26 protein-coding genes are annotated in these 26,443 nt (G+C 70.1%); 21 read left to right on the top strand and 5 right to left on the bottom strand.

Annotation, left to right across the window (positions count from 1 at the left end):
• Positions 1–19 precede the first annotated feature (19 nt).
• Entirely contained in the window at positions 20–811 is a 792-nt protein-coding gene (locus ACUTR7_RS15390; protein ID WP_043824618.1) for an SDR family oxidoreductase, read from the bottom strand.
• Positions 812–1,003: 192 nt separating this feature from the next.
• Here ACUTR7_RS15390 and ACUTR7_RS15385 point away from each other — a divergent pair, with 192 nt between their 5' ends.
• A complete protein-coding gene (locus tag ACUTR7_RS15385) occupies positions 1,004–2,011 on the top strand; it encodes an AraC family transcriptional regulator (RefSeq protein ID WP_016454133.1) in 1,008 nt (335 codons plus the stop codon).
• 18 nt (positions 2,012–2,029) lie between these two features.
• Here the strand turns inward: ACUTR7_RS15385 and ACUTR7_RS15380 are convergent, their stop codons facing one another.
• The 4 genes from ACUTR7_RS15380 to ACUTR7_RS15365 all read right to left on the bottom strand — a co-directional run bounded on the left by ACUTR7_RS15380 (position 2,030) and on the right by ACUTR7_RS15365 (position 4,937).
• Positions 2,030–2,800, bottom strand: a complete 771-nt coding sequence (locus ACUTR7_RS15380; RefSeq protein WP_013803947.1) for an SDR family oxidoreductase — start codon at positions 2,798–2,800, stop codon at positions 2,030–2,032.
• Positions 2,801–2,938: 138 nt separating this feature from the next.
• Positions 2,939–3,742, bottom strand: coding sequence for a 2-oxo-hept-4-ene-1,7-dioate hydratase (gene hpaH, locus ACUTR7_RS15375; protein WP_445609181.1), 804 nt, complete (start codon positions 3,740–3,742; stop codon positions 2,939–2,941).
• A gap of 10 nt (positions 3,743–3,752) precedes the next feature.
• Positions 3,753–4,439: a flavin reductase family protein gene (locus ACUTR7_RS15370; protein WP_034390731.1), complete on the bottom strand. Its 687-nt coding sequence runs from the start codon at positions 4,437–4,439 to the stop codon at positions 3,753–3,755.
• Between the two features lie 39 nt (positions 4,440–4,478).
• Positions 4,479–4,937 carry a VOC family protein gene (locus tag ACUTR7_RS15365; protein ID WP_017404212.1) on the bottom strand — a complete coding sequence of 153 codons (459 nt, stop codon included), beginning with the start codon at positions 4,935–4,937 and terminating at the stop codon, positions 4,479–4,481.
• A gap of 152 nt (positions 4,938–5,089) precedes the next feature.
• Here ACUTR7_RS15365 and ACUTR7_RS15360 point away from each other — a divergent pair, with 152 nt between their 5' ends.
• The 20 genes from ACUTR7_RS15360 to ACUTR7_RS15265 all read left to right on the top strand — a co-directional run bounded on the left by ACUTR7_RS15360 (position 5,090) and on the right by ACUTR7_RS15265 (position 26,432).
• Entirely contained in the window at positions 5,090–5,662 is a 573-nt protein-coding gene (locus ACUTR7_RS15360) for a MarR family winged helix-turn-helix transcriptional regulator (RefSeq protein WP_016454129.1), read from the top strand.
• Positions 5,663–5,929: 267 nt separating this feature from the next.
• Positions 5,930–6,745 (top strand): MetQ/NlpA family ABC transporter substrate-binding protein, encoded by an 816-nt coding sequence (locus ACUTR7_RS15355; RefSeq protein ID WP_016449091.1) that lies wholly within the window; start codon positions 5,930–5,932, stop codon positions 6,743–6,745.
• A gap of 47 nt (positions 6,746–6,792) precedes the next feature.
• On the top strand, positions 6,793–7,599 hold the full coding sequence (locus tag ACUTR7_RS15350; protein ID WP_141830001.1) for a MetQ/NlpA family ABC transporter substrate-binding protein: 807 nt from the start codon (positions 6,793–6,795) through the stop codon (positions 7,597–7,599).
• Between the two features lie 23 nt (positions 7,600–7,622).
• The gene (locus ACUTR7_RS15345; RefSeq protein ID WP_445609180.1) at positions 7,623–8,816 is read left to right on the top strand and encodes a methionine ABC transporter ATP-binding protein; all 1,194 of its coding nucleotides are present in this window, start codon (positions 7,623–7,625) and stop codon (positions 8,814–8,816) included.
• Positions 8,788–9,450: a methionine ABC transporter permease gene (locus tag ACUTR7_RS15340; RefSeq protein ID WP_012203707.1), complete on the top strand. Its 663-nt coding sequence runs from the start codon at positions 8,788–8,790 to the stop codon at positions 9,448–9,450. Before ACUTR7_RS15345 ends, ACUTR7_RS15340 begins: the two co-directional genes overlap by 29 nt.
• A gap of 83 nt (positions 9,451–9,533) precedes the next feature.
• Positions 9,534–10,826, top strand: a complete 1,293-nt coding sequence (locus ACUTR7_RS15335; protein ID WP_445609179.1) for an SfnB family sulfur acquisition oxidoreductase — start codon at positions 9,534–9,536, stop codon at positions 10,824–10,826.
• Between the two features lie 5 nt (positions 10,827–10,831).
• Positions 10,832–12,109, top strand: a complete 1,278-nt coding sequence (locus ACUTR7_RS15330) for an SfnB family sulfur acquisition oxidoreductase (RefSeq protein WP_445609178.1) — start codon at positions 10,832–10,834, stop codon at positions 12,107–12,109.
• A gap of 25 nt (positions 12,110–12,134) precedes the next feature.
• Positions 12,135–12,959: a MetQ/NlpA family ABC transporter substrate-binding protein gene (locus ACUTR7_RS15325; protein ID WP_012203704.1), complete on the top strand. Its 825-nt coding sequence runs from the start codon at positions 12,135–12,137 to the stop codon at positions 12,957–12,959.
• 25 nt (positions 12,960–12,984) lie between these two features.
• Entirely contained in the window at positions 12,985–14,349 is a 1,365-nt protein-coding gene (locus tag ACUTR7_RS15320; protein ID WP_445609177.1) for an LLM class flavin-dependent oxidoreductase, read from the top strand.
• An 88-nt stretch (positions 14,350–14,437) separates the two neighbouring features.
• On the top strand, positions 14,438–15,739 hold the full coding sequence (locus ACUTR7_RS15315) for an acyl-CoA dehydrogenase family protein (protein WP_445609176.1): 1,302 nt from the start codon (positions 14,438–14,440) through the stop codon (positions 15,737–15,739).
• 271 nt (positions 15,740–16,010) lie between these two features.
• Complete coding sequence (msuE, locus tag ACUTR7_RS15310) at positions 16,011–16,646, top strand: FMN reductase (protein ID WP_445609175.1); 636 nt, start codon at positions 16,011–16,013, stop codon at positions 16,644–16,646.
• The gene (locus ACUTR7_RS15305; protein WP_012203700.1) at positions 16,643–17,824 is read left to right on the top strand and encodes an acyl-CoA dehydrogenase family protein; all 1,182 of its coding nucleotides are present in this window, start codon (positions 16,643–16,645) and stop codon (positions 17,822–17,824) included. The genes msuE and ACUTR7_RS15305 overlap by 4 nt, the downstream gene beginning before the upstream one ends.
• A gap of 9 nt (positions 17,825–17,833) precedes the next feature.
• Positions 17,834–19,012, top strand: coding sequence for a sigma 54-interacting transcriptional regulator (locus tag ACUTR7_RS15300; protein WP_445609174.1), 1,179 nt, complete (start codon positions 17,834–17,836; stop codon positions 19,010–19,012).
• Entirely contained in the window at positions 19,009–20,163 is a 1,155-nt protein-coding gene (ssuD, locus tag ACUTR7_RS15295; protein WP_445609173.1) for an FMNH2-dependent alkanesulfonate monooxygenase, read from the top strand. Before ACUTR7_RS15300 ends, ssuD begins: the two co-directional genes overlap by 4 nt.
• Before the next feature lie 101 nt (positions 20,164–20,264).
• A complete protein-coding gene (locus tag ACUTR7_RS15290; RefSeq protein ID WP_012203697.1) occupies positions 20,265–21,179 on the top strand; it encodes a LysR family transcriptional regulator in 915 nt (304 codons plus the stop codon).
• Positions 21,180–21,346: 167 nt separating this feature from the next.
• On the top strand, positions 21,347–22,720 hold the full coding sequence (locus ACUTR7_RS15285; protein ID WP_012203696.1) for an SLC13 family permease: 1,374 nt from the start codon (positions 21,347–21,349) through the stop codon (positions 22,718–22,720).
• Positions 22,721–22,785: 65 nt separating this feature from the next.
• On the top strand, positions 22,786–24,468 hold the full coding sequence (gene mdcA, locus ACUTR7_RS15280) for a malonate decarboxylase subunit alpha (RefSeq protein WP_034390705.1): 1,683 nt from the start codon (positions 22,786–22,788) through the stop codon (positions 24,466–24,468).
• Positions 24,469–24,478: 10 nt separating this feature from the next.
• On the top strand, positions 24,479–24,811 hold the full coding sequence (mdcC, locus tag ACUTR7_RS15275) for a malonate decarboxylase acyl carrier protein (protein ID WP_216294834.1): 333 nt from the start codon (positions 24,479–24,481) through the stop codon (positions 24,809–24,811).
• Positions 24,808–25,725, top strand: a complete 918-nt coding sequence (locus ACUTR7_RS15270) for a biotin-independent malonate decarboxylase subunit beta (protein ID WP_198818873.1) — start codon at positions 24,808–24,810, stop codon at positions 25,723–25,725. Before mdcC ends, ACUTR7_RS15270 begins: the two co-directional genes overlap by 4 nt.
• Before the next feature lie 5 nt (positions 25,726–25,730).
• Entirely contained in the window at positions 25,731–26,432 is a 702-nt protein-coding gene (locus ACUTR7_RS15265; RefSeq protein WP_202758613.1) for a biotin-independent malonate decarboxylase subunit gamma, read from the top strand.
• The last annotated feature ends 11 nt before the right edge of the window (positions 26,433–26,443 follow it).

The raw sequence follows: 26,443 nt of genomic DNA, 5'->3' as shown, positions 1-26,443 counted from the left end.
TCCGTGTCCGTACTGCGTACTAGTCCATCAATTGGGGAATGGCGGCCACGGCGCGCTCGGGCCCCATGGCGCCGTAGCCGCCGTCCACCGCGTAGTCGGCGCCGGTCACGAAGCTGGCATGGTCCGAGCACAGGAACAGCACCACCTGCGCCACCTCGTGCGGATCGCCCACGCGGCCCAGCAGGTGAAAGGGCGCGGCCACGCGGTCGGTCTTGGCGCGGTCGCCGCCACTGAGCCGGTCCATCACCGCCGACCAGGTCCAGCCCGGGCAGACGCTGTTGACGCGGATGCCATCGGCCGCCAGGTCCATGGCCATGCTGCGCGTGAGCTGCTTCATGGCCGCCTTGCTGGCCGGGTAGAGCCAGCGCCCCGTCTGCGCGGCCTCGGAGGAGATGCTGGTGAAGTTCACCACGGCCCCGCCACCGGCAGCCACCATGTGCGGGTGCACGGCCTGCAGCATGGCCACGGCGCTGGCCACATTCACGTTGAACGAGGCCAGCCAGTCGGCACGCGGCGACTGCATGCCCTCATCCACATAGGAGCAGGCCAGGTTGACCAGGATGTGCACGCCGCCGTGCCGGCTGCATGCCTGCTGAACGCAGGCGGCGACCTGGGCGTCGTCGGTGATGTCGGTGCGCACGAAAAGCGCGCCCTCGCCCAGCGCATCGGCCAGCACCTGGCCGTTGTCGGCATCGATGTCGGCAATGACCACCTTCACGCCGGCCGCGTGCAGCGCACGCACCACGCCGGCGCCTATCAGGGTGGAGCCGCCGGTGACGATGGCGCTTTTGCCTTCGAGTCCCTTGAACATGACGCTTGTTCTCCCGTGTGGATGCCAGGCCGGGCTGGCCTGTGCAGCACACGTTACGGGGGGCCGGGCCGCGCAGGCATCCGGCAAGCGCAGGCACTGTCCCTGGCGCGCAGAAATTGGCTCCAGGGGAATGGTCCGAATTGTGGGAGCGGGTGGTTTTTGCTACGTTCTGCCCAGCCTATGGAACACGCCATGCACACACCGCTGCCGCTGCAGCGCTACCGGCTTTTCGAGAGCCACGACATGGACGAGGCCCGCGAAAGCGTGGCGCGCGTCTTCTGTCCGCATGGCCTGGGCATGCTGCGCCCGCGCGCCGAGCTGGACGCCTGCCACCACAGCGCGCCGCTTTCCCGCAACGTCAGCCTGAACTATGTGCAGTACGGCCCCGGCGTGCACATCGAGCCCGGCTACCTGCGGGACTTCTTCCTGCTGCAGATTCCCCTGCGCGGCAGTGCCGAGATCCGCTGCGGCGCGCAGCAGGTGGATGCCACGCCGCGCCTGGCCTCCCTGCCCTCGCCGACCGAGCCGCTGTCCATGCGCTGGGCCGACGACAGCCCGCACCTGATCGTGCGCATGGCCCGCCCGGCCCTGGTGGCGCGGCTGGAGGCGCTGCTGCAGGCGCCCGCAGGCCGGCCCCTGGTGTTCGATCTGGGCGTGCCGCTGGACCAGCCGGCGCTGGCACCGCTGGTGCATTTCATCGACTGCCTGCGGCACACGCTGGATGCGGGCAACGCCCTGCAGGCCACGCAGGCACTGGCCCAGCATGCGGAGGAATACCTGCTGACCAGCCTGCTGATGTCGGCCACGCACAGCCACAGCCGCGCACTGGCCGGGGACAGCCGGCGCAGCCTGCTGCCGCGCGGCGTGCGCAAGGCCCAGGAGTACATGCAGGCCCATGCCGACCAGCCCCTGTCGCTGGCCGATGTCTGCCGCGAGGCCGGCTGCAGCGCGCGCACGCTGCAGGCCGCCTTCCGCCAGCACGCAGGCATGGGGCCCATGGATTTCCTGCGCCAGCTGCGGCTGGACCGGGTGCGCGCCGAACTCCAGGCAGCCAAGGGCCCGGGCGTCGCAGCCGGCTCCGGCGTGCGCGACGTGGCGCAGAAATACGGCTTCCTGCACCTGGGCCACTTCGCGGCCCAGTACCGCAGCCGCTTCGGCGAGCTCCCGTCCGAGACGGCGAGCCGCCGCGTGCAGGCCTGAGGGCCTGACTTTGCCGGTTCAGCCCCGGCCCACGAAGGGCATCTTGGTGGCCATCACCGTGTGGAACAGCACATTGGCCTCCAGCGGCAGGCTGGCCATGTAGAGCACGGACTGGCCCACCACATCCGCGTCGATCAGCGGCTCCACCGCGATCTCGCCATTGGCCTGGGGCACGCCCTTGGCCATGCGCGATGCCAGCTCGGTCATGGCATTGCCGATGTCGATCTGGCCCACGGCGATGTCGTAGGCACGGCCGTCGAGCGCAGCGGTCTTGGTCAGGCCCATGACGGCATGCTTGGTGGCCGTGTAGGCGCTGGAATTGGGGCGCGGCGCATGCGCGGAGATGGAGCCGTTGTTGATGATGCGGCCGCCGCGCGGCGACTGGTCGCGCATGGTGCGAAACGCCTGCTGCAGGCAATAGAACATGCCGTTGAGGTTGACATCGACCACCTCGCGCCACTGCTCGGGCGTCCAGTCCAGGAAGGAGCCGGGCGGATTGCCCCGGCCGGCGTTGTTGAACAGCAGGTCCACGCGACCGAAGCGCTGCACCGTGCGCGCGAACAGCTGCTCCACGGCAGCCGGGTCGCTGACATCGGTGGCAATGCCCAGCATGCGCTCGCCCGCGCCGTACTTTGCCTGGGCCTCGGCGCAGGTCTCATCCAGCGGCGCCTGGCGGCGGCCCGCCACCACCACCTGGTAGCCCGCGCCCGCCAGGGCCAGCGCCACGGCCTTGCCCACGCCGGTTCCTCCGCCCGTGACCACGGCCGTCTTTGCGTTCTTCATCTCCATTGCTTGTCCATCCTGTAGTGCATGTATTGCAGCCGCCGCCCGCGCACCGGTGGCGGGCGGCGCCGCTGCATTGTCGGCGACGCGCCGGGCCTGCGGACTGTGCCGCAGGCGACACCATCGCCGCACTGCGGACGAAGCTCAGGCAAAGCGCCAGGCAATGGAGCCCAGCGGCCCGTAGTCCACATGGAAGCTGTCGCCGGCCTGGGCCGTGACGGGCCGCGTGAACGAGCCGGCCAGCACCACCTGGCCTGCGTCCAGCTGCTCATCCCATTGCGCGAGCCGGTTGGCCAGCCAGGCCACGCCCGTGGCCGGATGGTTGAGCACGGCGGCCGCCACGCCGGACTCCTCGATCACGCCGTTGCGCTGCAGCAGCGCCGACACCCAGCGCAGATCCACCGCGTCGGGGCGCACGGGCCGCCCGCCCATGACGATGCCGGCATTGGCCGCGTTGTCGGCGATGGTGTCGCGCACCGTGCGCATGGCCTGGGTATCGCGGTCCTTTTGCTCGATGCGGGCGTCGATGATTTCCACGGCGGGCACCACCCAGTCGGTGGCGGCCAGCACATCGCACAGGGTGACGCCCGGCCCCTTGAGCGTGCGGCCCAGCACGAAGGCCAGCTCCACCTCCACGCGCGGAGCGATGAAGCGCGCAAAGGGAATGTCGCCGCCGGGCTCGAAGAACATGTCGTCCAGCAGGGTGCCGTAGTCGGGCTCGGTGATCTGCACGGCCTGCTGCATGGCACGCGAAGTGAGGCCGATCTTGTGGCCCCTGACCGTGCGGCCCTCGGCGCGCTTGAGCCGCATCCAGGCGCGCGAGATGGCGTAGCCGTCCTGCACCGTCATGTCGGGATGGCGGCGGGAAAAGTGCCGGATCTGCACCCGGCTTTTTTCGCTGGCGTGCAGCTCGGCCGCCAAGCTGTCTATGGTGTGTTGCGCAAGCATGGGCGGCCCTTCAGCGCGCGGCGGCGCCATCGTCGGCCCAGGCCAGGTAGCCGTCGGACACGCCCTGGCGCTGCATGGCGTCCCACTGCGCCACCGAAGGCGTGGGCATCTGGAAGGCATCGCCCACGCGGCCATACCAGCCGGGGTTCTGCAGCCGCGCGATCAGCTCCATGGGCGCGGGGTCGAAGTACATGAGCTCGCCATCGACCACGGCCGCATCCATGACATGGGCGGCCAGCACGTCGGCCAGCACCAGGCTGCGCACGCCGTCGATATCGATGATCTGGCGCACGCGGCACTCGAAGGACGCAGGGCTGTCCACGATGCGCGGCGCCTTCACCCGCCGTGCATCGCCCAGGACCAGGCCGGCCTGGGCCGACTCGTCCACCTGCGCGCCGAACTCTATGGCCGTCACCGCCATGCGGCGCGCCAGCGGCTCGGACACCAGGTTCACCACGAACTCGCCCGTGGCCGCGATGTTGCGCGCCGTGTCCTTGAGCACGCCCTGGCGCGAGCCGATGCACACGCACAGCAGCGGCGGATCGCCCGACATGGCGTTGAAGAAGGAAAACGGCGCGACGTTGACCGTGCCGTCCCCGTCCACCGAGCTGATCCAGGCGATGGGACGGGGCAGAACCAGGGAGTGCAGGATGTTGCTGCGCTGCTCGCTGTTGAGCGATTGCATTTCAAAGTACATGGGATTCCGGAGGGGAAGGGAAAAGGGGAGGGCGTCGCGTCACTCGTTGCCGGCGCGCGCCGCGTCCTGCTCGGCCTGGGCGATGCCGGGGGCGCGCGCATTGGACTGGTGCAGTTCCACCAGGTTGCCGGCCGGGTCGCGCAGGAACAGCTGCTTGAGGCTGGGCGATGCCACGTTGTCCAGCGTGAAGTAATCGACGCCGCGCGCCAGCAGCTCCTGCTCGGCGCCGAGGATGTCGTCCACGGCCAGCGCGATGTGGTTGGACACGGGGTCCTTGCCCGGGCCCTGCGCATAGCGCGACGGCCCCTCGCTGCCCAGGATGTGCAACTGGCTGCCGTTGGGCAGGTTGATCCAGGAGCCGTAGATGCCGGGGATCTTCCAGCGCGCGGCGTCCTGGGGCAGGTTCAGCACTTCGCGGTAGAAGTCGAGCATGGCGTCGGCCTGGGCGTGGTTGACGCCGAATCCGACATGGTGGAGTTCCAGAACTTTGATGGGCATGGGATGTCCTTGCAGATTTGTGTGCCGCCAAATAATACGCTTAACGTACTATACACAAAGCGTAATATATGAAAGCCGTAAAATCAACCGCCTTTTCTTCTCCCGGCTTCAACCCGCCTTCAACCCGGTTTCACCCGCTTCCATCCACTCCCATGAGTCCGCGCAAGACCGCTGCCGCACCGGCCCCCGATTCCACCCCCCTCGCCAACGCCCCCGAAGCGCTGCGCCCGCACCTGGCCCTGATGGCCGAGACCGCGCAGCCCGGCACCGACACGCCGGCCGCCGGCCTGGGCCTGCTGCTGCTGTGGCTGGCCGATGATGTGGAGCAGCGCGCCAACGCATCGCTGCAGGCGTTCGGCCTGTCCGAGAGCAAGCTCGACGTGCTCATGATCTTCGGCCTGGCCGAGCGCGGGCTGCTGGGCGACACGGTGGTCACGCCCTCCTATATCGCCAGCTACGTCGGCGTGACGCGCTCGTCGGTGACGGGCCTGCTGGACTGGCTGGAAAAGCGCTCGCTGCTGGCGCGCAGCCTGAGCCAGGAAGACCGCCGCAGCTTCGACCTGGCGCTCACCGACCAGGGCCGCGAGGTGCTGGCCCGCGCGCTGCCGGCCTTCTGGCGCATGTGCGAGTCCCTGGTCGACTACCTGGACGAGGGCGAGCGTGCCAGCCTGCAGTCCATCCTCTTCAAGGCCTGGACGAGGATGAAGGCGCAACAGGGCGCTTGAGCCTGGGAGCGCGGCAGGCCGCCCTGGCTGCCGCAAGCCTGCGCAGCCGGCACGGTGCCATATTTCGCGCGGGCATAAGCTCAATCTTGCCTGTGCAAAATTTCCTTTGCGATCAATGCCTTGCGCCGCGCATGGCTCGCTATAAGGAAATGTGAATTCCGTCGTGGTGCGCGCCGGGGCCGGGTGTTGCAATGCCTTCAGAGGCCATGCCGGCAGGCGCCATGTGGGCGCCGGCGCCGGGCCTGGCCGAGCTGGAGGAACCACGCCTTGCCCACGCGCAGAAACACATTGCTCTGGTCGCTCGCCGCCACGCTGGCGCTGCCCGGCCTTGCGGCGGCCGCCGCGCTGAAGATAGGCGTCACGCCCGGCTCGCTGGCCGACTCCGTGGAGGTCGCCGCCAAGGAGGCGCGCGCCCAGGGGCTGGACGTGCAGGTCATCGAGTTCACCGACTGGACCACGCCCAACACGGCGCTGGCGGCCGGCGACATCGACCTCAACTACTTCCAGCACCAGGCCTTCCTGGACAACGCCATCCGCGAGCGCGGCTATGCCTTCACCAGCGTGGCCACGGGCCTGCTGCCCAACATCGGCCTGTACTCGCTCAAGACCCAGCGCTTTGCCGACCTGAAGGAGGGAGCGCGCGTCGGCGTGGCCAACGACCCCGTCAACCAGGGGCGCGGCCTGCTGCTGCTGGAGAAGGCCGGCCTGATCCAGCTGCGCGAAGGCAAGGGCCCGCGCGCGGGGCTGGACGACATCGTGTCCAACCCGCGCAGGCTGCGCTTTGTCGAGATCGAAGGGCCGCAGCTGGTGCGCGCGCTGGACGATGTGGACCTGGCCCAGGGCTACCCGGCCCACTTCGTCAACGCCGGGCGGCCGCAGGTGGCCGGCAATGCGCTGCTGTATTCGGGCATTGACGACCTGTACTACGCCATCCGCTTCGTCTCGCGCCAGGACAACGCCCGGGACCCGCGCATTGCGCAGTTCGTGCGCATCTACCAGACCTCGGGCGCCGTGCAGGCGCAGATCCACAAGTCATTCGCCGCCAACGACAGGCTGTACAGCCTGCCGTGGCGCAAGCCGTGACGCGGCCCCTTCCTGCCTTTTTCGAACCTTTTTTTCCGGAGATCCCGATGAAGCTTTCCCGTGCCCTGATCGCCCCGCTGGCCGCCCTGGCCCTGTTCTCCGCCCACGCTGCCGACAAGCTGCGCATCGGCGTGGTGCCCGGCGCCTACGCCGACTCGGTGGCCGTCGCTGCCAGGGAGGCCAAGGCCCAGGGCATCGATGTGCAGGTGGTGGAGTTCACCGACTGGACCACGCCCAACGTGGCCGTGGACTCGGGCGACCTGGACATCAACTACTTCCAGCACCAGCCCTTCCTGGACAACGCCATCCAGAAGAACGGCTACAAGCTGGCCAGCGCGGGCACGGGCATCCTGGCCAACGTGGGCCTGTACTCGCTCAAGCACAAGGCCATCGCCCAGGTGCCGCAGGGCGGCAAGGTGGGCATTGCCAACGACCCCGTGAACCAGGGGCGCGGCCTGCTCTTGCTGCAGAAGGTGGGGCTGATCAAGCTCAAGCCCGGCGTGGGCTACCTGGGCAGCCTGGACGACATCGTCGAGAACCCCAAGAAGCTCAGCTTCGTCGAGGTCGAGGGGCCGCAGCTGGTGCGCATCACGGGCGACGTGGACCTCGCCCAGGGCTACCCGCACTTCATCGTGGCGGCCAAGGCCTTCGATCCGTCCAGCGGGCTTGCATATTCGGGCATCGAGGATGCGCGCTTTTCCATCCAGTTCGTGGTCAAGGCCAACCGCACGCAGGACCCCGTGGTGCAGAAGTTCATCCGCATCTACCAGAACTCCGATGCGGTGAAGGCCGAGGCCCAGCGCGCCTTCTCCAACGACAAGCGCCTGTACAACCTGGCCTGGGTCAAGCCCTGAGCGGCACGGGGAGGACTTCAGCCATGTCAACCAGCATTGCAGCCAGGCAGCCCCTGGCGGACAGGCCGGCCCACGAGGCGGACAGGCCGGCCCATGACGCGGGCAGGCGCTCATCGGCAGCGGCCGGCACCACGCGGGAATCCATCCGTGGACCCGGCGCCGTGGCCTTCAGCGGCGTGGCCAAGACCTACCAGTCTTCGGCCGGGCCCGTACAGGCGCTGGATGCGATCAGCCTGGAGATCGCGCCGGGCAGCATTTTCGGCATCATCGGGCGCAGCGGCGCGGGCAAGTCCAGCCTGCTGCGCACCATCAACCGGCTGGAGCAGCCCAGCAGCGGCCAGGTGCGGGTCGATGGCGTGGACATCGGCACGCTGGACGAGTCGCAACTGGTGCAGCTGCGCCGGCGCATCGGCATGATCTTCCAGCACTTCAACCTGCTGTCGGCCAAGACGGTGCATGACAACGTGGCCCTGCCCCTGCAGGTGGCGGGCCTGCCGCGCGCACGCATCAATGCGCGGGTCAATGAGCTGCTGGCCCTGGTGGGCCTGCAGGAGAAGGCTGGCACCTATCCGAGCCGGCTGTCGGGCGGGCAAAAGCAGCGCGTGGGCATTGCCCGCGCCCTGGCCACCGACCCCGAGATCCTGCTGTGCGACGAGGCCACCTCGGCCCTGGACCCCGAGACCACGCAGTCCATCCTGGAGCTGCTGCGCACCATCAACCGCAAGCTGGGCATCACCATCATCCTGATCACGCACGAGATGAGCGTGATCCGCGAGATCGCCGACCGCGTGCTGGTGCTGGAGCAGGGCCGCATCGCCGAGCTGGGCGAGGTCTGGAAGGTCTTCGGCAACCCGCAGCACCCGGCCACGCGCGCCCTGCTGGCACCGCTGCAGCACGGCCTGCCCGACGACCTGCGCCAGCGCCTGCTGCCCGACGCGCCCGCAGGCCGCCACGAACGCATCCTGCAGCTGACCTACCGCGGCGAGGACGGGCTGGAGCCCGACTTCCCGCGCATCGCCCAGGCCCTGGGCGGCCGGGTGCGCCTGCTGCATGGCGGCGTGGACCGCATCCAGGGCCATGCCCAGGGGCAGCTGCTGATCGCGCTGGGCGGCGGCACGGCCGCGCATGACTGGCACACATTGACGCAGGGCCCGGCGGCCATTGCGCATGACATCAAGGATCTCGGATATGTCGCTGAATCTGTCCATTCCCATTGAGCGCTATGGCAACGCGCTGGCCGACACGCTGATGATGGTCGGCGTCTCGGGCGGCATCGCGCTGGCGGCGGGCATTCCGCTGGCGGTGCTGCTCATCGTCACCGCGCCCGGCGGCTTCCTGGCCTCGCCGCGCACACACCGTGCGCTGGGCAGCGTGATCAACGGCTTCCGTGCCACGCCCTTCATCGTGCTGCTGGTGGCGCTGATCCCGTTCACGCGGCTGGTGACGGGCACGACCATCGGCGTGTGGGCGGCCATCGTGCCGCTGGCCATCAGCGCCACGCCGTTCTTCGCGCGCATCGTCGAGGTCAGCCTGCGCGAGGTCGATCCCGGCCTCATCGAAGCCGCCCAGGCCATGGGTTGCCGCAAGTGGGACATCGTGCGCCACGTCTACCTGCCCGAGGCCCTGCCCGGCATCGTGGGCGGCTTCACCATCACCCTGGTGGCGCTGATCAGCTCCTCGGCCATGGCCGGCGCCGTGGGCGCGGGCGGCCTGGGCGACCTGGCCATCCGCTACGGCTACCAGCGCTTCGACACCCAGGTGATGCTGCTGGTGATTGCCGTGCTGATCGCGCTGGTCACCGTGGTCCAGGTGCTGGGCGACCGCTACGTGCGCCGGCTGCGCAGCCGCTGACGCTGAAAACAGGCACCACGCCTTTCCCTCCGGGGCCGCCGCCTGGCGGCCCTCTCCCCACCGACTCAGCAACGAGGCACGGAATGACCACACCGGATGCCCTGGGCGCAGCCTTGCCCGGCAACACACACCACACCCCGGGCGGGGCGCTGCGGCGCCTGCCCCTGCCGCCCTCCACCCCGCACCGCATCACCAGCGAGGCCGAGGCCCTGCAGGCCGCCCAGGCCCTGGCCGATGAATGGCGCGCGGACGCAGCCGCCCGCGACCATGAGCGGCGCCTGCCCTGGCAGGAAATCGAGCGCCACACGGCCAGCGGGCTGGGCGCCATCACCGTGCCCCGCGCCTACGGCGGCCTGGGCGCCTCGTACGAGACGCTGGCCCAGGTCTTCGTCACGCTGTGCGCGGCCGACCCTTCGCTGGGCCAGATTCCGCAGAACCATTTCGCCGTGCTGCAGAACCTGCGGGACATGGGCAGCGAGCCCCAGAAGCGCCGCTGGTTCGCCGACGTGCTGGCCGGCCACCGCCTGGGCAATGCGGGGCCGGAGCGCAAGGGGCGCGCGGCCCATGTGCTGGAGGCCACGGCGCGCCTGTCGCGCGATGCCGATGGGGGCCTGCGCGTCAGCGGCACGCGCTTTTACTCCACGGGCTCGGCATTTGCACACTGGGTGCCGTTTCGCGCCCAGGACGAGGAAGGCCGCATCGTGCAGGTCTGGGTGCGGCGCGATGCGCCAGGCGTGACCGTGTTCGACGACTGGGACTCCTTCGGCCAGCGCACCACGGCCAGCGGCAGCGTGCAGCTGGACCAGGTGCAGGTACAGCCCGAGGACGTGGTGCCTGCCTGGCAGTTCGAGGCCACGCCCTCGCTGTCCGGCCCGGTGTCGCAGCTGATCCAGGCCTCCATCGACGCGGGCATTGCCCTGGGCGCGCTGCGCGACGCGGTGGACTTCGTGCGCGACAAGAGCCGGCCCTGGATGGACTCCGGCGTGGCGCGCGCCAGCGACGATCCCCACCTCATCCACGAGGTCGGCCAACTGCAGATCGACGTGGACGCAGCCCATGCCGTGCTGCTGGAGGCCGCGCGCACGCTGGATGCGCTTGCTGCAGCGGCTGGTGGCGCGGTGGACGAGCAGGCCAGCGCCCAGGCCTCGGTGGCCGTGGCCGAGGCCAAGATCCTCACCACCGAGGCCGCGCTGCAGGCCGGCGAGCACCTGTTCGCACTGGCCGGCTCCTCGGCCAGCCGCGCTGCCCACCGCCTGGACCGCCACTGGCGCAACGCCCGCGTGCACACGCTGCACGACCCCGTGCGCTGGAAATACCACCTGCTGGGCAACTACCTGCTCAACGGCGCCCTGCCGCGCCGCCACCAGTGGAACTGACCGCCATGACACAGACATCAACCCAAGAGCTGCAGGCCCTGGCCTCCACACCGGGCAGCCAGCCCGCGCCCGCCGCGCCTCCAGCCCGGCCCGCCCACATCATCGGCAGCGAGGCCGAGGCGCTGGAGGCGGCCCGCAGTTTTGCCGCCCTCATCGCCCCCGGCGCGCTGGCGCGCGACCGCGACCGCCTGCTGCCCTGGCAGGAGGTGGAGCAGTTCAGCCAGAGCGGCCTGTGGGGCATCACCATTCCCCGGGAGTACGGCGGCGCGGGCGTGTCCACGGCCACGCTGACCCGGGCCATTGCCCTGATCGCGGCGGCCGATGGCAACTTCGGCCACATTCCGCAGAACCACTACTACTCGCTGGAAGTGCTGCGCGTGGGCGGATCGCCCGCGCAAAAGGCCTTCTTCTATGACCGTGTGCTGCGCGGCGAGCGCCTGGGCAATGCGCTGGCCGAGATCGGCCACCGCGACTTCCAGCGCCGCACGCGGCTGCTGCGCGAGAGCGGCGGCTGGTTCGTGCAGGGGCGCAAGTTCTATTGCACGGGCGCCCTGTTCGCGCACTGGATTCCCACCCTGGTCAGCGCGCAGGAAGAGGCGCCGGGGCAAGGCGAGCGCATGTATCTGGTCTTCATCCCGCGCGATGCGGCCGGCGTCACCGTCACCGACGACTGGGACGGCTTCGGCCAGCGCGTGACGGGCAGCGGCTCGGTGCAGTTCGACCGCGTGCGCGTGGAGCCCGAATGGGTGGTGCCCTTCACCAGTTCCTTCGAGCGGCCCACCACCATCGGCCCCTTTGCCCAGATCATCCATGCCGCCCTGGATGCGGGCATTGGCCACGGCGCGCTGCAGGCCGCCCTGCCCTTCATCCGCGAGCATGCGCGGCCCTGGGTGGACGCGGGCGTGGCCAGCGCCACGCAGGACCCGCTGCTGCTGCAGCAACTGGGCAATGTCCACGTGCGCCTGCGCGCCGCCGATGCCCTCGTGGCCCGCGCGGCCCTGGCCGTGGACGCCGCCCAGCGCGCGCCCACGGAAGACAGCGTGGCCGCTGCCTCGGTGGCCGTGGCCCAGGCCAAGGCGCTGAGCACCAGCGCCAGCCTGCTGGCGGGCAGCAAGCTGTTCGAGCTGGCAGGCACGGCCTCCACCCTGGCGGGACAGGGCCTGGACCGCTTCTGGCGCAACGCGCGCACCCACACCCTGCACGACCCCGTGCGCTGGAAATACCACGCCGTGGGCAACTACGTGCTCAACGGCATACGCCCGCCGCGCCATGGCGCGCTCTGACCTTTATCAACGACACAGGAATGCAATGATGACAACGACCTCCCCCACACTCTGGCCCCGGCTGGCCGCCTTCCTGGGCGCTGCCCTGCTCGCGGGCAGCGCCCTGGCCGCGCCCCTGAAGATCGGCGTGGTGCCGGGCATCTTCGCGGACTCGGTGGAAGCCGCCGCCAAGGAGGCCAAGAAGCAGGGCCTGGACGTGCAGGTGGTGGAATTCACCGACTGGGCCACGCCCAACGTGGCGCTGGACGCGGGCGATATCGACCTCAACTACTACCAGAACAGCAACTACCTGGCCAATGCAGCGCGCAGCAAGGGCTTCAAGTTCACCAGCGTGCAGGCGGGCATCCTGTCCTATCTGGGCCTGTACTCCACGCGCCACAAATCCCTGGCCGACCTGCCCACGGGCGCCAAGGTGGCCATTGCCAGCGACCCCGTCAACGTGGGCCGCGGCCTGCGCCTGCTGCAGCACGCGGGCCTGATCACGCTGCGCCCCGACACCGGGCTGCTGGGCACCCAGGCGGACATCGTCTCCAACCCCAGGAAGCTGCAGTTCGTGGAGATCGAGGGCCCGCAGCTGGCGCGCACCACGCCCGACGTGGACCTGGCCCAGGGCTTTCCGTATTTCATCATCGCCTCCAAGGCCTTCGATGCCAGCAAGGGCCTGGCCTACACCAGCTACGAGGACGACTCCTGGGCCATCCAGTTCGTGGCCCGCAGCGACCGCGCGGCCGACCCGCGCATCGCCCGCTTCCTGGACATCTACAAAAACTCCGACGTGGTGCGCAAGACCATCCACGCCTTCTACCTGAACGACCAGAAGCTCTACCGCCTGGCCTGGTTGAAGAACTGACGCAACGGACTGCAGGACCCGCCCCATGACGCAAGCCAAGCGCCACATCCACGTCAACGCCTTCAACATGAACTGCGTGGGCCACATACACCACGGCCTGTGGACCCATCCGCGCGACCGCTCCACCGAGTACGGCACGCTGGCCTACTGGACCCACATCGCCAGGGTGCTGGAGGAAGGCCTGTTCGACGGCATCTTCATCGCCGACGTGGTCGGCTACTACGACGTCTACCAGGGCGGCGTGGACCTGACCCTGCGCGAAGGCATACAGCTGCCCGTCAACAACCCCTGGCTGCTGGTCTCGGCCATGGCGGCGGTGACGCGGCACATCGGCTTCGGCCTCACGGCCACCGTGGGCGCGCACCAGCCCTATACCTTCGCGCGCGACGTGACCACGCTGGACCAGCTGACCAACGGCCGCATCGGCTGGAACATCGTCACCGGCTATGTGGACAGCGGCGCGCGCGGACTGGGCCAGGACGGCCTGGCCGAGCACGACAGCCGCTACGACCGCGCCGACGACTTCCTGGAGCTTTCCTACAAGCTCTGGGAAGGCAGCTGGGAAGAGGGCGCCGTGATCGCCGACAAGGCGCGGCGCATCCACGCCCTGCCCGGCAAGGTGCACCCGGTGGTGCACGAGGGGCCGTTCTACCGCGCCAACGCCATCCACATGAGCGCGCCCTCGCCCCAGCGCACGCCCGTGCTGTTCCAGGCCGGCACCTCGCCGCGCGGGCTGCGCTTTGCGGGCCGGCATGCCGAGGGCATCTTCATCGGCGCGCGCACGCCCGAGGCCGCGCGCGAGGCCTCGCGCCAGCTGCGCCAGGCCGCCGTGGACGCGGGCCGGCGCCCCGAGGACATCAAGATCTACGCCGGCGTGGCCGTGGTGCCCGGCCGCACCGAGGCCGAGGCGCGAGAGAAATACGCCGACTACCTGGCCCACGCCAGCGCGGAAAGCGGGCTGGCCCACTTTGCCGCCAGCACCGGCGTGGACTTTGCGCAGTACGGGCTGGACGACCCCATCTCCTTCGGCAACACCAACGCCATCCAGTCGGCGGCCCAGGCCGCGCAGAAGCAGGGCTGGACCACGCGGCGCAAGCTGCTGGAGCAGTTCACGCTGGGCAGCCGCTACGCCACCATCGTGGGCGACCCGGCCCAGGTGGCCGACGAGCTGGAGCGCTGGATCGACGTGGGCGAGATCGACGGCTTCAACCTGACGCGCATCGTCGCGCCCGAGACCTGGGAAGACTTCGCCCGCCTGGTCGTGCCCGAGCTGCAGAACCGGGGCCGCTACCGCACCAGCTACGGCGAGGACGCCACGCTGCGCCAGCGCCTGTTCGGCCAGGGCGACCGCCTGCCCGCCAGCCACGCCGCCGCGCGCTGGCGGCGTTGAAGTCCTTAGCCACCCTCCCCCACCGGCCCGTGGCCCGGCCCTGCCTTGCAGGCAGGCCGGGTTGGCGGGCCTTTGAATTTGCAAAGCCATGACCACCACCCTCTCCTGCGCCACCGAGCCTGCGGCCTACGCGGCGCCCGGCCCAACCACAGACGGCCCGGCCGATCCCGACGCGCCCTCGCTGCCATCCCTGCAGGCGCGTTTTCGCCCCGTGTTCGACCGCATCGCCCAGGGTGCGGCCGAGCGCGAACGCACGCGCAGCCTGGCCCATGAACCCATCGCCTGGCTGCGTGACAGCGGCTTCACCGCGCTGCGCGTGCCGCGCCGCCTTGGCGGAGCCGGCGCCAGCGTGGAGCAGCTGTTCGCGCTGTGGACCGAGCTGGCCGAGGCCGACTCCAACGTCGCCCAGATCCTGCGCCCGCACTTCGGCTTTCTGGACCGCGTGCTCATCGACCGCGATGCCGCCACCCAGGCCCGCTGGCTGCCGCTGGCCGCGCGCGGCGCCGTGTTCGGCAATGCCACCACCGAGGTGGGCACGGGCACCCTGGGCACGCTGCAGACCACCCTGGTGCCCGATGCGCAGCCCGGCTGGTGGCGGCTGGACGGGCGCAAGTTCTACAGCACGGGCACGCTGTATGCCGACTGGGTGACCGTGGTGGCGCGCGCGGTGGAGCCGGGCAAGGAGGACCAGACCGTGCACGCCGTCGTGCCCACCTCGGAGGCCGGCGTGCAGCGCTTCGATGACTGGCGCGGCTTTGGCCAGCGCCTGACCGGCTCGGGCACCACCGTGCTCAGCCAGGTGCGCGTGCCCGACGACGCCGTGATCCGCTTCCCGCGCGCCCAGCCCACGCCCCTGGTGGCCTATTTCCAGCTGGCCCACCTGGCCACCCTGGCCGGCATTGCCCGGGCCTTGCAGCGCGATGCCATCGCCTATGTGCAGGCGCGCCGCCGCGTGTTCAGCCACGGCAGCGCCACCCTGCCCAAGGACGATCCGCTGGTGCAGCACATCGTCGGCCAGCTGGCCGGCACGGCCTACATCGCAGGCCTGGCCGTGGCCGACGTGGCCGCCGAGCTGGGCCGCATCGCGCGCGAGCGCGAGGCCGGGCGCGAGGTGCCGCTGCAGCAACTGCATGCCCTGGAGCTGCGCACGGCCCAGGCCCAGGTGGCCGTGGTCGATCCCGTGCTGCAGGCGGCCGCGCGGCTGTTCGAGGTGGGCGGCTCCAGCGCCCTGTCCGAAGACCTGGCACTGGACCGCCACTGGCGCAATGCGCGCACCCTGGCCTCGCACAACCCCGTGCTGTACAAGGCCCGCTCGGCGGGCGACATCCTGCTCAACGGCGCCGACCCCATCTACTACTGGCACGTGGGCGTGACGGGCGTGGCGGGCTGAAGGCCCTTGCGCGGCCGCGCTGCGCAGGGACGGGCGCAGCGGCCGTGCGCATATCGCCAGAACGCATTAGCACATGCCATGCGCCACAAAATTCCTTTCAAAAACAAGCACTTGCCAAGTCACTCAAACCGATAAGCAAATGCGTTAAGTTTCTTTCGCCATACCGGCGTTCGGCCCTGTAATGAAGGCATCCATCCCACCTCATCCGGGCTGGCAGTCTTCGCAAACCGCATGCCGCGCTGCCTCCTGGAACCCACGCCAAGGAGTTTCCATGAGCCGATCGCTGAAGACTGTCATCGTCAATGGCAGCCTGAGCCGCCCCTCCCGCACCCGTGTCCTGCTGGACGCCCTGCATGCCCGCCTGGGCCAGGAGCTGCCGCTGCAGGCACAGGTCATCGACCTGCTGGACCTGCAGCCCCACCTGGGCGCGGCCCTGTCCAAGAACGACCTGCCGCCGGCCACGCTGCAGGCCATCGAAGCCATCGAGCAGGCCGACTTCCTCATCGTCGGCGCGCCGGTCTTCCGCGCCAGCCTGCCGGGCCTGCTCAAGCACCTGTTCGACCTCATCGACCTGGACGCGCTGCAGGGCACGCCCGTGCTGCTGGCCGCCACCGGCGGCAGCCCGCGCCACGCCCTCATCCTGGACCACCAGCTGCGCCCGCTGTTCGGCTTTTTCTCGGCCCTCACCCTGCCCATTGGCGTGTACTCCACTCCCGAGGACATCCAGGACGGCCAGGTCCACAGCGAATCGCTGCGCCAGCGCATCGAGCTGACCGTGCAGCTGTCGGCGCCGGTGCTGCGCGGTGCGCTGCAGCAGTTGGCGCAGGCCCAGGCTCAGGCCCAGGCCGAGGCACAGCCGCCTGTTCCCGAAGCCGCCGACCTGGCCCTGGCCGGGCAGCCCGCGTGAGCCAGGCAGAGGCCGTCCCTGCGGACCCGATAGCCACTGCGCAGGATCTGGCGCAGCGCCTTGCCGCCACGGCGGCCCGGCGCGATGCCGCAGGCGGCACGCCCAAGGCCGAGCGCGATGCGCTGCGCGCCAGCGGCCTGCTGGCACTGAGCATTCCGCGCGAGCTGGGCGGCCTGGGCGCGGACTGGGTGCAGACGCTGGAGACGGTGCGCATCCTGGCCACGGCAGACGGCTCGCTGGCCCATGTCTACGGCTTCCAGCACCTGCACCTGGCCACCGTGCAGCTGTTCGGCCAGCCCGCCCAGTGGCGGCCCTGGCTGCTGCAGACGGCACGCCACCGCTGGTTCTGGGGCAACACGCTGAATCCTCTGGACCGCCGCACCACGGCCACGCGCCAGCCCGGCCACTGGGAGTTCTCGGGCAAGAAGAGCTTTACCTCGGGCGCGCTGGACTCGCAGATGCTGGTGGCCTCGGCCATCGATGCCGACAGCGGCCAGCTGCTGATCGGCGTGGTGCCCACGGAGCGCACGGGCATCACCTTGCTGCGCGACTGGGACAACATGGGCCAGCGCCAGACCGACAGCGGCTCGGCCCTGTTCGAGCGCGTGCGCGTGGAAGCGGCCGAGCTGCTGCTGGACCCCGGGCCGCTGTCCACGCCGCATGCCGCGCTGCGCCCGCTGCTGGCCCAGCTCATCCTGGCCCATCTGTTCCTGGGCATTGCCCAGGGCGCGCTGGAGCAGGCGCGCGGCTACACGCTGAACGAGGCGCGGCCCTGGTTCAAGTCCCCTGCCGATGCGGCCGGCGCAGACCCCCACATCCAGGCGCTGTATGGCGAGCTGTGGGCCGCGCTGGAAGGCGCGCGCCTGCTGACCCTGCAGGCCGCGCAGCGCTTTGACGCCGCCTGGCGCCGTGGCCCGGCGCTGACCGCCCACGAGCGCGGCGAAGTCGCCGTGGCCGTGACGGCCGCCAAGATTGCCACCACGCGCTCGGGGCTGGACCTGTCCAGCCGCATCTTCGAGGCCACGGGCGCGCGCGCCACGCACGCGGCGCTGCGCTTTGACCGCTTCTGGCGCAACCTGCGCACGCAGACGCTGCACGACCCGCTGCACTACAAGCTGCAGGAGCTGGGCGACTGGGTGCTCAACGGAACCCATCCGCAGCCCAGCTTCTACTCGTGACGCCGCGCCATGAACACCCGTCTGCCCACCTGGCCGCCCGGCAAGTCCTCGGCAACACCTGCGCCCGTACCTGCGCCCGTACCTGCAACCGTGCATGCGCCCGCAGCCTCTGCCGCGCACGATGACGGCGCCGCGCCCGCGCCCTGGATACTGCAAGACCCGGCCTCGCAGGCCCTGCTCAAGACCATGGGACAGGTGGCCGCCAGCGAGGCCGGCGTCCTCATCCTGGGCGACAGCGGCGCCGACAAGGAAATGGTGGCCCGCCACATCCACCGCCTGAGCCCGCGCCGCCACGGCCCCTTTGTCGCCGTCAACTGCGGCGCGCTGTCCGAGGCCCTGATCAACGCCGAGCTCTTCGGCCACGAAAGCGGTGCGCTGACGGGGGCCTTCGGCAACCTGCCCGGCCGCTTCGAGGACGCCCACGGCGGCACCCTGCTGCTGGACGAGATCGACGACCTGCCCCTGCACATCCAGAGCAAGCTGGTGCGCGTGCTGCAGGACAGGGCGGTCACCCGCATCGGCGCCAGCCAGCGCACGCCGGCCGATGTGCGCGTGCTCGCGGCCAGCAGCGCGCCGCTGCACACCAAGGTGGCGGCGCGGCGCTTTCGCGAAGACCTGTACTACCTGCTCGATGTCGTCACCCTCACCGTGCTGCCGCTGCGCCAGCGCCCGGCCGACATCCTGCCGCTGGCGCGCCACTTCATCGCGAGCTACTGCCAGCGCATGCGCTACGCGCCCATGGCACTCAGCCAGGACGCGCAGCGCAAGCTGCTGGAACACGACTGGCCCGGCAACAGCCGCGAGCTGGAGAACGTCATCCACCGCAGCCTGCTGCTGACCCAGGGCATGCACATCGGCGCGGGCGACCTGCACATCGCCAGCAGCCAGGGCGAGCCCGATCCCGTCCCCACGCGCGAGGCCGAACACGGCGCCCAGGCCGCCGCCGCCGAACTGGCCCTGGGCGAAGCGCTGGACAGCCTGTGCGACGTGCATGCCGAAGGCCTGGAGCAGCACGTGCTGGGCGCCCTGCTGCTCAAGGCCTGGCAGCGCAACCGCGGCAACCAGGTGCAGACCGCGCGCCAGCTGGGCATCAGCCGCAGCGTGGTGCGCGCGCGGCTGCAGCGCCTGGGCCAGGTGCCGGGCGAGGCCGCGCCACCGTCTTTTCCATCGTCCCCGGAGATCCCATGAGCCAAGACCCCCACGCATCGCCAGACATCTTCTGGTTCCTGCCCACCTCGGGCGACACGCGCTACCTCGGCACCTCCGACTTCGGCCGAGCCCCCACCAACGCCTACATGCGCCAGATCGCCGTCACGGCCGAGGAGCTGGGCTACGACGGCCTGCTGATCCCCACCGGCAGCTCCTGCCTGGACCCCTGGGTGGTCGCCTCCAGCCTGGTGCCCGTCACGCAGCGCATCAAGCTGCTGGTGGCCCTGCGCACCTCGCTGGGCGCGCCCGTGTCCAGCGCGCGCCAGGCCGCCACGCTGGACCAGGCCCTGGGCGGGCGCCTGCTGCTCAACGTGGTGCCCGGGGGCGATGCCACCGAGCTGGAGGCCGACGGCATCTTCCTGGCCCACGACGAACGCTATGCCTATGCCGATGAATTCCTGACCATCTGGCGCCGCCTGCTGGCCGACGAGGCCGTGGATTTCGACGGCAAATACTTCAAGATCAAGCAGGGCCGCAACTTCTTTCCTCCGGTGCAAAAGCCGCATCCGCCGCTGTACTTCGGCGGCTCCTCGGACGCCGCCCACGACCTGGCCGCGCGCCAGGTGGACGCCTACCTCACCTGGGGCGAGCCCCCCGCCGCCGTGGCCGAAAAGTTCGCCGACATCCGCCGCCGCGCCGCGCAGCAGGGCCGCCAGGTCCGCCTGGGCGTGCGGCTGCACGTCATCGTGCGCGAGACCAACGAGGAGGCCTGGGCCGATGCCGAGCGCCTGATCAGCAAGCTCACCGACGAGGACATCGCCCGCGCCCAGGCCGGCTATGCGCGCATGGACTCCGTGGGCCAGTCGCGCATGGCCGCGCTGCACGGCGGGCGGCGCGACCGGCTGGAGGTGGCGCCCAACCTCTGGGCCGGCGTGGGCCTGGTGCGCGGCGGCGCGGGCACGGCCCTGGTCGGCGACGCGGCCACCGTGGCCGAGCGCCTGCGCGAATACGCCGCGCTGGGCGCGGACAGCTTCGTGCTTTCGGGCTACCCGCACCTGGAGGAGTCCATCCGCTTTGCCGAGCTGGTCTTCCCCCTGCTCGGCAAGCAGGCCGTCACCACCAGCGACCAGGCCCAGACCGGCGGCGCCTTCGACATCCGCAGCATCCAGCGCAGCCAATCCGCATCGTGAGCCACCCGGGGCCCCGGCCCCCGCACAGACCGGAGTCTGTGCACGCAACGCGATCAACGCCACAATCCGCCCGTCCCCCACGATGAGAGCGTGACGTTGCCATGAGCCTGAGAATCGATGACGAAATAACCTTCCGCAGACTCGAGGTGCTGCTCGCCTTCCTGGAGACAGGCAATCTCGCCAAGACGGCGGAACGGCTGGAGACCAGCTCGGTCAGCGTGCACCGCGCCCTGCATGCGCTGGAGGCCGGCATGCGCTGCGCCCTGTTCCGGCACGAGGGGCGCAACCTCAAGCCCACCGAGGCAGCGCAGACCCTGGCCGATGTCGCCAGGGAGGTGCTGGCCACCATGTCCGAGGGCATACGCGCCACGCGCGAGGTGGCAGGCTACTCGGCGGACCGCATCCGCATCGGCTCGCTGTACTCCCTGACCAACCGCACCGTGCCGGCGCTGGTGATGGCGCTGAAGCTGCGCCGCCCCGATCTGCAGACCGAACTGGTGCTGGGCTCGAACGCCGGCCTGCTGGAGCGGCTGCGCAACGGAACGCTGGACGCGGCGCTGATGGCCATGCCGGACAACGCCGCCGACATGCAGACGCAGCTGCTGTTCGAGGACGACATTTTCTTTGCCGCGCCCGTGGGCTCGCCCTATGCGCATCTGGCCGAGGTCGATCTGGGCGCCATGGCGCGCGAGAACTTCGTGAGCCTGGGCGAAGGCTTTGCGACCTATGGCGGCTTCATCGAGTCCTTCCGGGTGGCCGGCTTCACGCCCAACGTGGTGATGAAGACGGATGACATCTTCTCGCTGATGAACCTGGTCAGCGGCGGCGTCGGCTACACGCTGCTGCCCGGGCGTGTGCGCGGCGTGATGCCGCAGAAGGTGCAGCTGATACCGCTACAGGCCAGGTACCTGATGCGCCAGACCATCGTGCTGACCTTTTTGCGCTCCCGCGAACGCGACCCCAACCTGCTGGCCCTGCTCAGCGTGTGCCGCCTCGCGGACGGGCAGCTCGGCTGACCCGGCATGCCGGGGGCGGCAGCCCCGCTTCGCCGGGTTAACCCTTCATTGTTTCTCTCTGCGTAATTGTTGGCGCTCGCGCTTTATTGATGCGCTCCGGGCCGCCGCGTACCGTGCATACCAGCATGCACACGTATTGCAGGCGCATAAAAAACCGGAGACATCGCATGAATTCCCATTGGATATCGATTGGCGCGTTGATAGGCATGTTCGTCCTGGCGACGGCATTGCCCATCAACATGGGCCTGCTGGCCTTTGTCGGGGCCTTCCTGGTCGGCACCCTGGTGGCCGGCATGGGGACCAAGGCCATCATTGGCGGTTTTCCCGCCGACCTGTTTCTGACGCTGGCGGGCATCACCTACCTGTTCGCGCTGGCGCAGAACAACGGAACCATCGACTGGCTGGTCCGCATGGCGGTGCGCGCCGTGCGCGGGCGCATTGCCGCCATACCGTGGATCATGTTCTTCATTGCGGCCCTGCTGACGGCGGTGGGCGCCGTCAGCCCTGCGGCCGTGGCCATCATCGCGCCCATTGCCCTGGGCTTTGCCGCCAAGTACGGCATCAATCCGCTGATGATGGGTCTGCTGGTGATCCATGGCGCGCAGGGCGGCGGCTTCTCGCCCATCAGCATCTACGGCGGCATCACCAACAAGATCGTGGCCAAGGCGGGCCTGCCGCTCAACGAGATGGCCACCATGCTGGCCAGCATGGGGGTCAACCTGGCCGTGGCCGTGCTGCTGTTCTTCCTGATGGGCGGCGCCCGGCTGATGCGCATGAAGGCCGACGCCGATGGCAGCGTGCCCGCCACGCCGCGCGTCTCGCATGCCCAGGGCGGCGCCCAGGTGTATGGCGACGCCGAAGGCGAGGCCCTGTCCGAGGAGCGCAACACGGCTGCACGCTCCAGCGACTCGCTGATGCGCGCCGCCCCTGAACAGGACGCCGCCCCGCAATCGCGCAGCTACCAGGTGGCCACCGTGGTCGGCCTGCTGGCGCTCGCGGTCCTCACCCTGTTCTTCAAGCAGGACATCGGCTTTGTCTCCATCACCATCGGCCTGGTGCTGACGCTGATGGCGCCCAACCTGCAAAAGCGCGCGCTGGGCCAGGTGTCCTGGCCCGAGATCATGCTCATCGTGGGTGTCAGCACCTATGTGGGCGTGATGGACAAGATGGGCACCATCGACTTCGTAGGCCACAGCGTGGCGCAGCTGACCTCGCCCCTGGTGGCGGCCTTGCTGCTGTGCTTCGTGGGCGCCGTGGTGTCGGCCTTCGCCTCCTCGACGGCGGTGCTGGGCTCGCTGATTCCGCTGGCCGTGCCTTTCCTGCAGGGCGGCTCCGATGTGAGCGCCGTCGGCTTCATCGCGGCCATGGCCGTGTCCTCGACCATCGTGGATGTCAGCCCCTTCTCGACCAACGGCGCCCTCGTCCTGGCCAATGCCAAGGGCGTGGACCGCGACCGCTTCTTCCGCCAGCTGATGGTCTACGGCGGCCTTGTCACCCTGGTGGCGCCGCTGCTCGTGTGGCTGCTGTTCGTGGTCCTCTAGCCAGGCACTTCGACCGGGACGCCCGCCCCCTGCCCCCTCCATGTCACGCCAACCCCTGATACCCCATGACTGACCCCTCCTGGAACCTCAAAGCCGGGGAGCGCGCCGCCAGGCTGGCGCGCGCCCAGGCCGCCCTCGGGCCGCGCCTGGCCGGCAAGCGCGTCGATGCCGGCGCCATCACCGAGCTGCTGCACGCCGTGCTGGCGCCCGGCGACCGCGTCTGCCTCGAAGGCAACAACCAGAAGCAGGCCGACTTCCTGGCCCGCGCCCTGGTCCAGCTCGATCCGCAGCAGGTGCACGACCTGCACATGGTGCAGTCGGTGCTGGCGCTGCCGGAGCACCTGGATGTGTTTGAAAACGGCATCGCGCGGCGGCTGGACTTCAGCTTCTCCGGCCCGCAAGGGGCGCGGCTGGCCAAACTGGTCTCGGCCCGGCAGCTGGAGATCGGGGCCATCCACACCTACCTGGAGCTGTTCGCGCGCTACTTCGTGGACCTGACGCCCAAGGTGGCCCTGGTGGCGGCCCACGCGGCCGATGCCCAGGGCAACCTGTACACCGGCCCCAACACCGAGGACACGCCGGCCATCGTCGAGGCCACGGCCTTTTCGGGCGGCATCGTCATCGCCCAGGTCAACGAGATGGTGGATGGCACCACCACGGCGCTGCCGCGCGTGGACATTCCCTCGGACTGGGTGCATTTCGTCGTGCAGGCGCCCAGGCCCAACGTCATCGAGCCGCTGTTCACGCGCGACCCGGCCCAGATCAGCGAAATCCAGGTGCTGATGGCCATGATGGCCATCAAGGGCATCTACGCCGAGTACGAGGTCCAGCGCCTGAACCATGGCATCGGCTTCGACACGGCGGCCATCGAGCTGCTGCTGCCGACCTATGGCGAATCGCTGGGGCTGAAGGGCCGCATTGCGCGGCACTGGGCGCTGAACCCGCATCCGGCGCTGATACCGGCCATCGAGGCCGGCTGGGTGGAGTCCATCCATTCGTTCGGCTCCGAGCTGGGCATGGAGGACTACATCCGGGCGCGCTCGGACGTGTTCTTCACCGGCGCCGATGGCAGCCTGCGCAGCAACCGCGCCTTCTGCCAGGCGGCCGGCCACTATGCCTGCGACCTGTTCATCGGCTCGACGCTGCAGATCGACCTGGACGGCAACAGCTCCACCGCGACGCTGGGGCGCATTGCCGGCTTCGGCGGCGCCCCCAACATGGGCGCGGACGCGCGCGGCCGGCGCCATGCCAGCGCCGCCTGGCTCAAGGCCGGGCGCGAGGCGCGGGCGGGCCGCAGCGGCGCGGCAGGCACGCCGCGCGGGCAAAAGCTGGTGGTGCAGATGGTGGAGACCTTCCGCGAGCACATGCAGCCCGCCTTCGTGGAGCGGCTCGATGCCTGGACGCTGCAGGAGCAGGCCGGCATGGACCTGCCGCCCATCATGATCTACGGCGAGGACGTGACCCACATCCTGACGGAGGAAGGCATTGCCAACCTGCTGCTGTGCCGCAGCGACGAAGAGCGCGAGCAGGCCATCCGCGGCGTGGCCGGCTACACGGCCGTGGGCCTGGCGCGCGACCGTCGCATGGTGGAGAACCTGCGTGACCGCGGGGTGATCCGCCGTCCGCAGGACCTGGGCATCGACCCGCGCCAGGCCACGCGCAATCTGCTGGCCGCGCGCAGCATGCGCGATCTGGCCCAGGCCTCGGGCGGGCTGTACCAGCCTCCCCGCCGATTCAGGAACTGGTAGGAGAGACGATATGAGCGAGATACCCGCAGGGCTGGAGTCCCTGAGCTATTGCTTCGCAGGCGGCCGGCCGGCCGGCGCCTTTGCCCCCGTCCTGGTCGGCGTGGTCGGCTCGGGCAACCTGGAGGTGATGCTGGAGAGCACGGGCGGCGATGGCTGCGAAGTGCAGGTGCAGACCTCGGCACACGGCTTCGGCGCCATCTGGCAGGCCGTGGTGGAGGATTTCCGCGAGCGCCACCCCGTGGGCGGCGTGCGCGTGTCCATCAACGACATGGGGGCCACGCCGGCCGTGGTCAGCCTGCGGCTGGACCAGGCCCTGGCCGAACTGCAGGGAGGCCGGCCATGATCAGCTACGCGGAATGCACGGCGCGCGAGCGCCTGGCGAAGCTGCTGGATGCCGGCAGCTTCCATGAATGGCTGCCGCCCTCCGAGCGTCTGACCAGCCCGCATCTGGCACAGCTGGGCGTGCCCAGCGCCTTTGACGACGGCGTGGCCATCGGCCGGGGCCTGCTGGGCGGGCGCACGGTGTTCGTGGCCGCGCAGGAGGGCGAATTCATGGGCGGGGGCGTGGGCGAGGTGCATGGCGCCAAGCTCGTGGGCCTGCTGCGCCGCGCCCAGCTGGAGCGGCCCGCGGCCGTGCTGCTGCTGGCCGAGTCGGGCGGCGTTCGGCTGCATGAGGCCAATGCCGGGCTGATCGCGGTGTCGGAGGTCATGCGCGCCCTGCTGGACGTGCGCGCCTCGGGCATCCCTGTGGTGGTCCTCATCGGCGGAGCCAACGGCTGCTTCGGCGGCATGGGCATCGTGGCGCGCTGCGCCGACCAGGTGGTGATGAGCGACATCGGCCGCCTGGCCATGTCGGGACCGGAGGTGATCGAGGCCTCGCACGGCGTCGATGAATTCGATGCGCGCGACCGCGCCCTGGTCTGGCGCACCACGGGCGGCAAGCACCGCTGGCTGTGCGGCGACTGCGATGCGCTGGTGGCCGACGATGTCGAGGCCTTCCGCGCCGCCGCCATCGCCGCGCTGGACCACTCCCGTCCGGTGAGTCTTGAAGGGCTGCTGCAGGAGCATGCGCTGCTGCGCGCGCGGCTGGACACCCTGGACGCCCTCAAGGCGGGCAGCGCCATCGGCCCGCAGGACGAGGCCATGCGCCTGTGGCAGGCCCTGGGCGTGCCCGACGCCTGGCGCGTGCCCGACCTGGACGCCGCCGCCGTGCGTGCCTTGCGCACGACGCCCGCCACGGGCATTTCACAGGAGTAGCCGCCATGCAATGGAACACACTTGCCGAGCACCTGTTCGGCCCGGGCCACCAGATTCACGCCAACGGCGATTTCCTCGAAGGCCACGCCGTGTTCGATGGCCAGCCCCTCACCATCGTCGGCACCACGGGCCACGCGCCCATCGGCGTGCGGCTGGCCCTGGCCCAGGCCCGGGTGGTGCTGGAGACGGTCGGCGCGCACCCTGGCCGCCCCATCGTGCTGCTGATCGACACGCAGGGCCAGCAACTGCGCCGCCATGACGAGCTGCTGGGCATCAACCGTGCCATGGCCCACCTGGGCACCTGCATCGACCTGGCACGGCGCCAGGGCCACCGCGTCATCGGCCTGGTCTATGACCAGGCGCTGTCGGGCGGCTTCATCACCTCGGGCCTGATCGCCGATGCCTGCTACGCCCTGCCCGAGGCCGAGATCCGCGTGATGCGCATCCCCGCCATGTCGCGCATCACCAAGCTGCCCGAGTCCCTGCTCAATGCCCTGTCCGAGTCCAACCCGGTGTTCGCGCCCGGCGTGGGCAACTACGTGGCCATGGGCGGCGTGCGCGGCCTGTGGCAAGGCGACCTGCAGGCGGCGCTGCGCGACGCCCTGGCCCACAGCCCGCGCGAGGACATGCGCGCACTGGACGGCGCCGAGCGCGGCGGCCGCAAGCTGGCCGCCGAGGTGGTGCAGCGCGTTCTGGCCGCTGGATGAAGGCAGGCCGC

Source organism: Delftia sp. NA_296.1 (assembly GCF_052692095.1).
The sequence above is the reverse complement of the archived record's forward strand: the minus strand, read 5'-3'. Positions and strand labels throughout refer to the sequence as shown.